This window comes from Methylobacterium sp. P1-11 (assembly GCF_008329595.1).
Lineage (GTDB): Bacteria > Pseudomonadota > Alphaproteobacteria > Rhizobiales > Beijerinckiaceae > Methylobacterium.
Genome location: NZ_NPKS01000008.1, coordinates 23,073 through 35,156, shown reverse-complemented (window position 1 = coordinate 35,156; position 12,084 = coordinate 23,073). Strand labels below are relative to the sequence as shown.

The following is a 12,084-nucleotide window of genomic DNA, read 5'->3' as shown; positions in this document are numbered from 1 at the left end:
CGGGCTCCGGTTGCAGCCGATGTGCGGCTGCTCGGTATTGCCACCGAGCATCTCTCGCGGCTCGGGCCCAAGCGCGTGACGGTCGTGGCCGTCGCTGCCGAGGCCGGCATGACGCACGCCAATGTGTACCGCTACTTTCCGTCGAAGGACGCGCTCCTCGACGCGGTCGCGGGGCGATGGCTGCGCGAGGTCGAAGCCCGGCTCGCCGGCATCGCCGACGCGCCGGATCCCGCCGACGACAAGATCGAGCGATTGCTGACCGCCCTCGCGACGGTCCAGCGGGATGCTTTGTTCGACGAGCCGAATCTGTTCGCAGTGCATCTCGATGCCACCGTGTCGGCCCGGCCGATCGCCCGGCGCCACCGCGTTCGACTGCGCAGCTTGGTCGAGCGCGTGGTCGAGGAGGGGATCACCTCCGGCATCTTCTCGGCGCGCGACCGGGAGCGGGCGATCGCCTACATTTTCGATGCGAGCTACCGCTTCACGCATCCCCTGGCGATCCAGCACGATGCCGAAGTACCGCGGGACCTGATCGAGGCCCGGTTCGGGGCCGTCATCCACGCGATCCAGCGGGTCCTGCGGTCCGGCATTCTCTGAGCCACCGCCCTTAGGCACCCACGCGCCTGCGAGGCCCGGACCCTCCGTCCGGGCCTCTTTCGTTTCCGCGTCGCCGATTGCTCCGGCCCACACCACCGGGCCCGAAATGACAGCTTTTCGGATCTGTCATCCCAGCTTTCCAGCGCTGGCGAAGCCGAGTGCACCGCACCTAAAACCTTCCCGACGTTGAGGATTCGGGCGGGTCGCCGAGCCCCACAGAGAGTGCGGGGTGCTCCGGCCGACCTACCCATGCACCCCAGCTCGGGTTGAAGCCACGGTGCTTTTCGGCCACACAGCCGCGCAGATTTCAGAGCGGCGAATCCGGCCCCGAACCCGGACGGACGTGACCTCACAGCCGCGCGCAGAACACCCGTCTAGTCGACACGCAGCGGAGACGAATCCGACATGGCTCGCAACAAGATCGCGCTCATCGGTGCCGGCCAGATCGGCGGCACCCTGGCCCTTCTGGCCGGCCTAAAGGACCTCGGGGACGTGGTGCTGTTCGACATCGTTGACGGCGTGCCCCAGGGCAAGGCGCTGGACATCGCCGAGGCCGCCCCGGTCGAAGGCTTCGACGCGACCTACGCGGGCGCCAGTGACTATAGTGCCATCAAGGGCGCCGACGTGGTGATCGTGACCGCCGGCGTGCCGCGCAAGCCCGGCATGAGCCGCGACGACCTGATCGGCATCAACCTCAAGGTCATGCAGGCGGTCGGCGAGGGGATCAAGACCTACGCGCCCGACGCCTTCGTGATCTGCATCACCAACCCGCTCGACGCGATGGTCTGGGCGTTGCAGAAGTTTTCCGGTCTCCCCACCAACAAGATCGTCGGCATGGCCGGCGTGCTCGACTCGGCCCGCTTCCGCCACTTCCTCGCCGAGGAGTTCAAGGTCTCGGTGGAAGACGTCACCGCCTTCGTGCTGGGCGGCCACGGCGACGACATGGTCCCGCTGACCCGCTACTCCACGGTCGCGGGCGTGCCGCTGACCGACCTCGTCAAGCTCGGCTGGACCACCCAGGAGAAGCTCGACGCGATGGTCGACCGCACCCGCAAGGGCGGTGGCGAGATCGTCAACCTGCTCAAGACCGGCTCGGCGTTCTACGCACCCGCCGCCTCCGCCATCGCCATGGCTGAGAGCTACCTGCGTGACAAGAAGCGGGTCCTGCCCTGCGCCGCCTATCTCGACGGCCAGTATGGCGTGAAGGGCATGTTCATCGGCGTGCCGATCGTGATCGGCGCCAACGGCGTGGAGCGCGTCCTGGAGGTGACCTTCGACGCCGCCGAGAAGGCGATGTTCGAGAAGTCGGTCGCCTCGGTGACGGGACTCATCGAGGCCTGCAAGGGCGTCGACAGCAACCTCGCCTGACCGGTAAGCGGATACCGGGCAGCGCGTCGCGTTCGGAGATTCGAATCCCAGTCGCCACGCGCTGTTCGCTGCCACCTATTCGCTCCTCCTTACGAGGCTCCGATGAATATCCATGAATATCAGGCCAAGGCCGTGCTGAAGGAGTTCGGCCTGCCCGTCTCCCGCGGCGTGGCCATCTTCAACCCGTCGGAGGCCGAAGCCGCCGCCAAGGAGCTCGGCGGCCCTGTCTGGGTCGTGAAGAGCCAGATCCACGCCGGCGGCCGCGGCAAGGGCACCTTCAAGGGGGCGCCCGAGGGCGCCAAGGGCGGCGTGCGCGTCACCAAGTCGATCGACGAGGTGAAGCAATATGCCGGCGAGATGCTCGGCCAGACGCTGGTGACGATCCAGACCGGCCCGGCCGGCAAGCAGGTCAACCGCCTCTACATCGAGGAAGGCGCCCAGATCGCCGAGGAATTCTACCTCTCGATGCTGGTCGACCGCGCCACAGGCGGCGTCGCCTTCGTGGTCTCCACCGAGGGCGGCATGGACATCGAGGCGGTCGCCCACGACACGCCCGAGAAGATCCACACCATCGCGGTCGATCCGGCCACCGGCGTCATGCCCCATCACGGCCGCGCTGTCGCCAAGGCGCTGGGCCTCTCCGGTGCCCAGGCCAAGGAAGCGGCCGCGCTGACCGAGAAGCTCTACGCGGCCTTCGTGTCCAAGGATATGAGCCTCCTCGAGATCAACCCGCTGGTGCTCACCGCGGACGGGCACCTCAAGTGCCTCGACGCGAAGATGGCCTTCGATTCGAACGCCCTCTACCGCCACCCCGACATCGTCGCGCTGCGCGACGAGACCGAGGAGGACGCCAAGGAGATCGAGGCGTCGAAGTACGACCTTGCCTACATCGCGCTCGACGGCACGATCGGCTGCATGGTCAACGGCGCCGGCCTCGCCATGGCGACGCTCGACATCATCAAGCTCTACGGCGAGGAGCCGGCGAACTTCCTCGATGTCGGCGGCGGCGCCTCGGAGGAGAAGGTGACGGCGGCGTTCAAGATCATCACCGCCGACCCGAACGTGAAGGGCATTCTCGTCAACATCTTCGGCGGGATCATGAAGTGCGACGTGATCGCCAACGGCGTGATCGCCGCCGTGAAGGCGGTTGGCCTGCAGGTGCCGCTGGTGGTGCGCCTCGAGGGCACCAACGTCGAGCAGGGCAAGGCCATCATCCGCAATTCCGGCCTCAACGTCATCCCGGCGGACGATCTCGACGACGCCGCCCAGAAGATCGTCGCCGCCGTGAAGGGAGCCTGATCATGTCGGTGATGATCGACGCCAACACCAAGGTCATCTGCCAGGGCTTCACCGGCAAGAACGGGACCTTCCACTCCGAGCAGGCCATCGCGTACGGCACCAAGATGGTCGGCGGCACGAGCCCCGGTAAGGGCGGTTCGCGGCATCTCGGCCTGCCGGTCTTTGACACGGTCGCCGAGGCCCGCGAGGCCACGGGCGCCGAGGCCTCGGTGGTCTACGTGCCGCCGCCCGGCGCGGCGGACGCGATCTGCGAGGCGATCGCCGCCGAGATGCCGCTGATCGTCTGCATCACGGAGGGCATCCCGGTGCTCGACATGGTGCGGGTGAAGCGGGCGCTGACGGGCTCGAAGTCGCGCCTCGTCGGGCCGAACTGCCCCGGCATCGTCACGGCCGGCGAGTCGAAGATCGGCATCATGCCGGCCAACATCTTCCGGCCGGGCTCCGTCGGCATCGTGTCCCGCTCGGGCACGCTGACCTACGAGGCGGTGTTCCAGACCTCGAATGCCGGCCTCGGCCAGACGACGGCGGTGGGCATCGGCGGCGACCCGGTGAAGGGCACCGAGTTCATCGACGTGCTGGAGCTGTTCCTGGCCGACCCGAAGACCGAGTCGATCGTGATGATCGGCGAGATCGGCGGTTCGGCCGAGGAGGAGGCCGCGCAGTTCCTGAAGGATGAGGCCAAGCGCGGGCGCAAGAAGCCGATGGTCGGCTTCATCGCCGGCCGCACGGCGCCTCCGGGCCGCCGCATGGGCCATGCCGGCGCGATCATCTCGGGCGGCAAGGGCGGCGCCGAGGACAAAATCGCCGCCATGGAGGCCGCGGGCATCCGCGTGTCGCCGTCGCCGGCCCGGCTGGGCTCGACGCTCGTCGAGGTCCTGAAGGGCTGAAGACGAGCGCGCCTGCGTTGCGGCCATCGCAGGGCCGCAACGCCCATATCGGGCGTGCAGACGATTTCAGCGGGGCGGTCACCCGCCCCGTTTCGGTTTGAGGGCGATCCGCCGCGCTGACGGGGAGCCTGAAGGGCAGGGGAGCCTGCCCGCGCGATCAGGATGGACGCACCATGGCACGCCAGGACGTGAACGAAGCGCTCCTCGAAACCTCGTTCCTCTACGGCGCCAACGCCGCTTACATCGAGGAATTGCAGGCGGCCTACGCCCGCAACCCGGCCTCGGTGGACCCGGAGTGGCAGACCTTCTTCAAGGGACTCGGCGAGGACGAGACCCTCGTCGAGAAGAACGCCGCCGGCGCTTCGTGGGAGAAGCCCAACTGGCCGGTGCCGCTCAACGGCGAGTTGGTCTCGGCGCTGGACGGCAACTGGGGCGCTCTGGAGAAGGCCATCGGCGACAAGATCGTCGCCCGGGAAGCCAAGGAGCCGAAGCCCGGCAAGCCGCAGGACAGCGTCACGGCCACCACCGGCGTCTCGGTGGAGCAGGCCACCAAGGACTCGGTGCGGGCGATCATGCTGATCCGCTCCTACCGCATGCGTGGCCATCTGCACGCCAAGCTCGACCCGCTGGGGCTGGCGCCGCGGGGCGACCACGAGGAGCTGCACCCGCAGCATTACGGCTTCCAGGAGAGCGACTGGGACCGCCCCATATTCCTCGACAACGTCCTCGGCCTGCAGTTCGGCACGATCCGCGAGATCGTCGACATCCTGGAGCGGACCTACTGCCAGACGCTCGGCGTCGAGTTCATGCACATCTCCGATCCAGCCGAGAAGGCGTGGATCCAGGAGCGCATCGAGGGCAAGGACAAGGAGATCTCCTTCACTCCCGAGGGCCGTCGCGCGATCCTCAACAAGCTGATCGAGGCCGAGGGCTTCGAGAAGTTCCTCGACCTCAAGTACACCGGCACCAAGCGCTTCGGCCTCGACGGCAGCGAGGCGATGATCCCGGCGCTGGAGCAGATCATCAAGCGCGGCGGCGCGCTCGGCGTGCGCGAGATCGTGCTCGGCATGGCCCATCGCGGCCGGCTCAACGTGCTCACCAACGTCATGGCGAAGCCCTTCCGGGCGGTGTTCCACGAGTTCAAGGGCGGCTCGGCCTCGCCGGCCGAGGTCGAGGGCTCGGGCGACGTGAAGTACCACCTGGGCGCGTCCTCGGACCGCGCCTTCGACGGCAACAACGTCCACCTGTCGCTCACCGCCAACCCATCGCATCTGGAGATCGTCGATCCGGTGGTGCTCGGCAAGGTCCGCGCCAAGCAGGACCAGTGGGCCAAGCCCAACATCGAGCGCCGCACGGTGCTGCCGCTCCTGATCCACGGCGACGCCGCCTTCGCGGGCCAGGGCGTGGTGGCGGAGTGCTTCGGCCTGTCGGGCCTGAAGGGCCACCGCACCGGCGGCTCGGTGCACTTCATCATCAACAACCAGATCGGCTTCACCACCGATCCGCGCTTCTCGCGCTCCTCGCCCTACCCGTCCGACGTCGCCAAGATGGTCGAGGCGCCGATCTTCCACTGCAACGGCGACGACCCCGAGGCCGTCACCTTCGCGGCGAAGGTGGCCGTCGAGTACCGGCAGAAGTTCGGCAAGCCGGTCGTGATCGACATGCTCTGCTACCGCCGCTTCGGCCACAACGAGGGCGACGAGCCGGCCTTCACGCAGCCGAAGATGTACCAGCGAATCCGCAAGCACCCATCGGTGCTGGAGAATTACGGCCGCAAGCTCGTCGAGAACGGCTCTGTCACGCAGGAGGCGCTCGACGTCCGCAAGGCCGAGTTCCGCGGTTTGCTCGACACCGAGCTCGACGTTGCCAACAACTACAAGGCGAACAAGGCCGACTGGCTGGATGGTCGCTGGTCCGGCGTGAAGGCCGTGCACGAGGACGTGGACGACCCGCGCCGCGGCCGCACGGCCGTGCCGGCCGAGACCCTTCAGGAGATCGGGCGGAAGATCACGCAGGTGCCGCCTGGATTCCACCTGCACCGCACGATCCAGCGGTTCATGGACAACCGCGCCAAGGCGGTGGAGACGGGGGCCGGCGTCGACTGGGCGACCGCCGAGGCCCTGGCCTTCGGGGCGACGCTCCTCGACGGCAACCGGGTCCGCCTCTCGGGGCAGGACGTCGAGCGCGGCACCTTCTCGCAGCGTCACGCGGTGGTGATCGATCAGGAGAACGAGCAGCGCTTCACGCCGCTCAACGCCATCCGCGAGGGGCAGGCCTCCATTGAGATCATCAACTCGATGCTCTCCGAGGAGGCCGTGCTCGGTTTCGAGTACGGCTACTCGCTGGCCGAGCCCAACGCTCTGGTCCTGTGGGAGGCGCAGTTCGGCGACTTCGCCAACGGCGCCCAGGTGGTGATCGACCAGTTCATCGCCAGCGGTGAGCGCAAGTGGCTGCGCATGTCCGGCCTCGTGCTGCTGCTGCCGCACGGCTACGAGGGGCAGGGGCCCGAGCACTCCTCCGCCCGCCTGGAGCGCTACCTCCAGGCCTGTGCCGAGGACAACATGCAGGTCGCCAACGTCACGACGCCGGCGAACTACTTCCACATCCTGCGCCGGCAGCTGAAGCGTGACTTCCGCAAGCCGCTGGTGCTGATGACGCCGAAGTCGCTGCTGCGCCACAAGCGGGCGATCTCCAACCTCGACGCGCTGGCCGAGGGCTCGACCTTCCACCGCGTCCTTTGGGACGACGCTGAGGAGGAGGGCGCGCAGAACAAGCTGGTGCGCGACGACAAGATCCGCCGCGTCGTGCTCTGCTCGGGCAAGGTCTACTACGACCTTCTGGAGGAGCGGGAGAAGCGCGGCCTCAACGACATCTACCTGATGCGCGTCGAGCAGCTCTACCCGTTCCCGCTGAAGGCACTGGCCAACGAGATGGCCCGCTTCCGCAACGCCGACGTGATCTGGTGCCAGGAGGAGCCCAAGAACATGGGCGCTTGGTCCTTCGTCGAGCCCTATCTCGAGTGGGTGCTCGGCCAGGCCGGCTCCGCGGTGAAGCGCGCCCGCTACGTCGGCCGTCCGGCCTCCGCCTCCACGGCGGTCGGACAGATGTCGAAGCACCAGGCGCAGCTCCAGGCCTTCCTCAACGAGGCCCTGGCGGTCTGATCGTCCGGCCATGGCCTACTTCCTGCTCCGCCTGGAACCGCCCCGCCCGAGCTTCCCGTTCGACGCGACGGAGGCCGAGAAGGCGCAGTTCTCGGCGCATTCCGGCTACTGGATGGAGCAGGCGGAGGCGGGAGCCGCCATCGCGGTCGGGCCCGTCTTCGAGCCCGGCGGCACCTGGGGCCTCGCCCTGGTCGAGGCGGCCGACGCGGCACAGGCCGAGGCGCTCGGCGAAGCGGATCCCGTCCTGATGGCGCAGGCAGGCTTCCGGTACACCGTCTCGCCCGTTCCATCCCTGATCCTGCGGCGCTGACGTCGCGGCCCGACATCCAGAGGAGGCCCCCCGCGGGGCAGAAGAGCATGGCAACCGACATTCTCGTCCCGACCCTCGGCGAATCCGTGAGCGAGGCCACGATCGGCCGCTGGTTCAAGAAGCCCGGCGACGCGGTCGCGGCCGACGAGCCGATCGTCGAGCTGGAGACCGACAAGGTCACCCTGGAGGTGAACGCCCCGGCGGCCGGCGAGCTGGGCGAGATCCTGGTCAAGGACGGCGAGACCGTCGAGCCCGGCGCCCTGCTCGGCTCGATCGTCGAGGCCGGTGCCGGCGGTGGCACGGCCAAGAAGGCCGCCCCGAAGGAGGCCTCGAAGGAGGCCGCCGAGACCAAGGCCGAGAGCCGGAGCGAGGCCCCGAAGGCCGCCACGCCCGCGAAGTCCGAGGCGCCGGCCCAGGAATCCTCCGCCGGCTACGGCAACCACGGCGATGCCGCCGCCCCCGCGGCTCAGCAGCGCCCCGTCGGCGACAACGGCCCAGCGGTGGCGAAGCTCGCCCGGGAGTCGGGCGTCGACCCGTCGTCGGTGAACGGCTCCGGCAAGGACGGCCGCGTCACCAAGGGCGACATGCTCGGCGCCATCGCCAAGGGCCCGGCCCCGTCGGCGCCCGCCAAGGAGGCGCGCCCGACCCTGCCGCGCGCGCCCTCGGCGCCGGACGACGCCGCGCGCGAGGAGCGCGTGCGCATGACGAAGCTGCGCCAGACCATCGCGCGCCGCCTCAAGGACGCGCAGGACACGGCGGCGATGCTGACGACGTTCAACGACGTCGACATGTCGGCCGTGATGGCGATGCGCAGCCAGTACAAGGACATCTTCGAGAAGAAGCACGGCACGAAGCTCGGCTTCATGGGCTTCTTCACCAAGGCGGTGATCGGCGCCCTGAAGGATGTGCCGGCGGTCAACGCCGAGATCGACGGCCAGGACCTCGTCTACAAGAACTACTATCACATCGGCATCGCGGTCGGCACCGATAAGGGCCTCGTCGTGCCGGTGGTGCGCGACGCCGACGACCTGTCGATCGCCGGCATCGAGAAGAAGATCGCCGGCTTCGGCAAGAAGGCCCGCGAGGGCAAGCTCTCCATCGAGGACATGCAGGGCGGGACCTTCACGATCACCAACGGCGGCATCTACGGCTCGCTGATGTCGACGCCGATCCTCAACGCGCCGCAATCGGGCATCCTCGGGATGCACCGCATCGAGGAGCGCCCCGTGGTCCGCGCCGGCAAGATCGAGGCGCGGCCGATGATGTACCTCGCCCTGTCGTACGACCATCGCATCGTCGACGGTAAGGAGGCCGTGACCTTCCTGGTGCGGGTCAAGGAGGCGCTGGAGGATCCGGCGCGCCTCGTGCTGGACCTCTGAGGCTGTCATGTCGGGCGCTGAGAACAGGGTCGCGATCGTCACCGGCGGCGGCCGCGGCATCGGCCGCGCGGTGGCGCTGCTCCTGGCGGAGCGCGGCTACGCGGTCTGCCTGAGCTACGTGTCGGACGCCGCCGCGGCGCAGGGCGTGGTGGACGCGATCGCGGCCAAGGGCGGGCAAGCGCTCGCCGTGAAGGGCGACGTCGGCAGCGAGGCCGATGTCCTCGCCCTGTTCAAGGCGGCCGACGGGCTCGGCCGCCTGACGGCGCTCGTCAACAATGCCGGCGTGGTCGACGTGAAGTCCGACGTCGCCGACATGAGCGTGGAGCGCCTGCAGCGGATGATGACCACCAACGTGGTCGGCAGCTTCCTGTGCGCCCGCGAGGCGATCCGGCGCATGTCGACCAAGCGCGGCGGCGCCGGCGGCGCCATCGTCAACCTGTCCTCGGTGGCGGCGCGCCTCGGCGGACCCGGCCAGTTCGTCGACTACGCCGCCTCCAAGGGCGCCATCGACTCGCTGACGATCGGGCTCGCCCGTGAGGTCGCCGGCGAGGGCATCCGGGTCAACGCGGTGGCGCCCGGCATCATCGCCACCGAGATTCACGCCAGCGGCGGCGAGCCCGACCGGGTGGAGCGCCTGGGACCCGGCGTCCCCATGGGCCGGGCCGGCACCGCCGAGGAGGTCGCCGCGCCGATCGTGTGGCTCCTCTCGGACGAGGCCTCCTACACCACGGGCGCCATCCTCGACATCGGCGGCGGCCGCTGAGGCCAAGCCCCATCTGACATTCCCTGCCCGTCTCGCACGCGGCACGACCGAGCGGAAGCGAACCTCCATGTCCTACGATCTCGTCGTCATCGGCACCGGCCCCGGCGGCTACGTCTGCGCGATCCGCGCGGCGCAGCTCGGCCTGCGGACCGCCGTCGTCGAGAAGCGCGCGACACACGGCGGCACCTGCCTCAACATCGGCTGCATCCCTTCGAAGGCGCTGCTCCACGCCTCGGAGGCGTTCGAGGAGGCCAACAAGCACTTCGCCGATCTCGGAATCGACGTCGGCACCCCGAAGCTCGACCTGAAGAAGATGATGGCCTTCAAGGCCGAGGGTGTGGCGGGCAACACCAAGGGCGTCGAGTTCCTGCTCAAGAAGAACAAGGTCGACACCTTCCACGGCACCGGCCGGATCGCCGGCGCCGGCCGCGTCGAGGTCATCGCGGAGGATGGCGGCAACCAGATGCTCGAGACCAAGAGCATCGTCATCGCCACCGGCTCGGACGTGACGCGCCTGCCCGGCGTGACCATCGACGAGAAGGTCGTGGTCTCCTCCACGGGCGCCCTCGAGCTCGACCGGGTGCCGAGGAAGCTCCTGGTGATCGGCGCCGGGGTGATCGGGCTGGAGCTGGGCTCCGTCTGGCGCCGGCTCGGCGCCGAGGTCACCGTGGTCGAGTACCTCGACCGGGTGCTACCCGGCATGGACGGCGAGGTCGGTAAGCAGTTCCAGCGGATCCTGACCAAGCAGGGCATCGCCTTCAAGTTGTCCACCAAGGTGACCGGCGTCGAGGTCGGCAAGAAGGGCGCGAGCGTCACGGTCGAGCCGGCCGCGGGCGGCGCGGCCGAGACCCTGCAGGCCGACGTGGTTCTGGTGGCCATCGGCCGGGTGCCCTACACCGAGGGCCTGGGCCTCGACACGGTCGGCGTCCAGCGCGACGACAAGGGCCGGATCCTGACGGATTCGCACTACGCCACCAACGTCACCGGCATCTACGCCATCGGCGACGTGATCGCCGGCCCCATGCTGGCCCACAAGGCCGAGGATGAGGGCGTGGCGATCGCCGAGATGCTGGCCGGTCAGTCCGGCCACGTGAATTACGGCGTGATCCCCAACGTGGTCTACACGTTCCCGGAGGTCGCCTCGGTCGGCAAGACCGAGGAGGAGCTGAAGAAGGACGGCGTCGCCTATAATGCCGGCAAGTTCCCCTTCACGGCCAACGGCCGGGCTAAGGCCAACGGCACCACTGACGGCTTCGTGAAGGTTCTCGCCGACGCCCAGACCGACCGGGTGCTCGGCGTCCACATCGTCGGCGCCGATGCCGGCAACCTGATCGCCGAGGTGGCGGTGGCGATGGAGTTCGGCGCGTCGTCGGAGGACATCGCCCGCACCTGCCACGCACACCCGACCCTCACCGAGGCGGTGAAGGAAGCCGCGCTGGCGGTGAACAAGCGCGCGATCCACGTCTGACCGGCAACCCGTCCCGGCGCAGGATCACGCGATCTTGCGCCGGGCGTTCGGCAGGTCGGCGATCCGCAGGAGCGCGCTCGGCGCCGGCGGGGCCGTCAGGGCGTTGAGCAGATACGGCCTGCGCAAGCCCAAGGCATTGTGCAGGGCGAGGTCGATATCGCGGGCGTAGAACGGCATCCGCAGCACCGCATCAACCCCGAAATAGCGCCCGGCCTGGGCGACCGGCTCCAGCTCGGACGTGGTCAGCAGGGTGATCCGCGTGGAGAAACCCAGCGGCTGGATCTGGCAGGCGAGTTCCATCCCATCGATGCCGGCAAGCTTCACGTCGATGAAGGCGAAGTCGTAGGCGGCGAGCTTCAGCTGCTTCAGGGCGTGGCGGCCGTCATCCGTCTCGTCAAGTTCGATGGCGAAACCGCTGCGCGCCACGACGCGGCTGATGGCCGAGCGCCCCGCTGGCGTTGAGCAGGCGAGCAAGGCTCGGGTCGGTGCACGGCGGCGGGCATCGGCATGCAGCAATTGCTCGATATGACTCGGATCGAGGGGCGTCTTCAGAACCTCGTAGGCCCCGAGGCTTGTTGCGATGTCCTGCCAGTGCGGCAGGACGCGGGTCGCGACCAGCACCAGGCAGGGGGGCTCGGCGCCCGCCCGGCGCGCCACCGCGACCGCTTCGGGTCCGCTGAGGTCGTCGAGCTGAAGCCCGACGAAGGCCAGGGTCGGGCGGTGGCGGAGCAGGATGTCACAGAGGGCCTGACCGGACGTTGCCTCGTCGATCACGGCATGGGGATCAAAGCGCAGGACGATCTCTCTCAGAGAGCTGCGGCGGGCCGAATCGCAATCCGCAATCACGACACG

General features: G+C 68.7%; 10 protein-coding genes. 9 read left to right on the top strand and 1 reads right to left on the bottom strand.

The window, feature by feature from the left end:
- Positions 1 to 21: 21 nt before the first annotated feature.
- The 9 genes from CIW48_RS10170 (at position 22) to lpdA (ending at position 11,232) form a co-directional block, all read left to right on the top strand.
- Complete coding sequence (locus CIW48_RS10170; protein WP_012317921.1) at positions 22 to 597, top strand: TetR family transcriptional regulator; 576 nt, start codon at positions 22 to 24, stop codon at positions 595 to 597.
- Between the two features lie 405 nt (positions 598 to 1,002).
- Entirely contained in the window at positions 1,003 to 1,965 is a 963-nt protein-coding gene (gene mdh / locus CIW48_RS10165) for a malate dehydrogenase (protein ID WP_091779812.1), read from the top strand.
- Between the two features lie 102 nt (positions 1,966 to 2,067).
- Positions 2,068 to 3,264, top strand: a complete 1,197-nt coding sequence (gene sucC / locus CIW48_RS10160) for an ADP-forming succinate--CoA ligase subunit beta (RefSeq protein WP_149310688.1) — start codon at positions 2,068 to 2,070, stop codon at positions 3,262 to 3,264.
- Between the two features lie 2 nt (positions 3,265 to 3,266).
- Positions 3,267 to 4,151 carry a succinate--CoA ligase subunit alpha gene (gene sucD / locus CIW48_RS10155; protein WP_149310687.1) on the top strand — a complete coding sequence of 295 codons (885 nt, stop codon included), beginning with the start codon at positions 3,267 to 3,269 and terminating at the stop codon, positions 4,149 to 4,151.
- Positions 4,152 to 4,324: 173 nt separating this feature from the next.
- Positions 4,325 to 7,312, top strand: a complete 2,988-nt coding sequence (locus CIW48_RS10150; protein ID WP_149310686.1) for a 2-oxoglutarate dehydrogenase E1 component — start codon at positions 4,325 to 4,327, stop codon at positions 7,310 to 7,312.
- A gap of 10 nt (positions 7,313 to 7,322) precedes the next feature.
- Positions 7,323 to 7,622 (top strand): YciI family protein, encoded by a 300-nt coding sequence (locus CIW48_RS10145; protein ID WP_149310685.1) that lies wholly within the window; start codon positions 7,323 to 7,325, stop codon positions 7,620 to 7,622.
- Between the two features lie 47 nt (positions 7,623 to 7,669).
- Positions 7,670 to 9,001: a 2-oxoglutarate dehydrogenase complex dihydrolipoyllysine-residue succinyltransferase gene (gene odhB / locus CIW48_RS10140; protein ID WP_149310684.1), complete on the top strand. Its 1,332-nt coding sequence runs from the start codon at positions 7,670 to 7,672 to the stop codon at positions 8,999 to 9,001.
- A gap of 7 nt (positions 9,002 to 9,008) precedes the next feature.
- Positions 9,009 to 9,764 (top strand): SDR family oxidoreductase, encoded by a 756-nt coding sequence (locus tag CIW48_RS10135; RefSeq protein WP_149310683.1) that lies wholly within the window; start codon positions 9,009 to 9,011, stop codon positions 9,762 to 9,764.
- A gap of 67 nt (positions 9,765 to 9,831) precedes the next feature.
- On the top strand, positions 9,832 to 11,232 hold the full coding sequence (lpdA, locus tag CIW48_RS10130) for a dihydrolipoyl dehydrogenase (RefSeq protein ID WP_149310682.1): 1,401 nt from the start codon (positions 9,832 to 9,834) through the stop codon (positions 11,230 to 11,232).
- Between the two features lie 24 nt (positions 11,233 to 11,256).
- Here the strand turns inward: lpdA and CIW48_RS10125 are convergent, their stop codons facing one another.
- A complete protein-coding gene (locus tag CIW48_RS10125; RefSeq protein ID WP_246695185.1) occupies positions 11,257 to 12,006 on the bottom strand; it encodes a response regulator in 750 nt (249 codons plus the stop codon).
- Positions 12,007 to 12,084 lie beyond the last annotated feature (78 nt).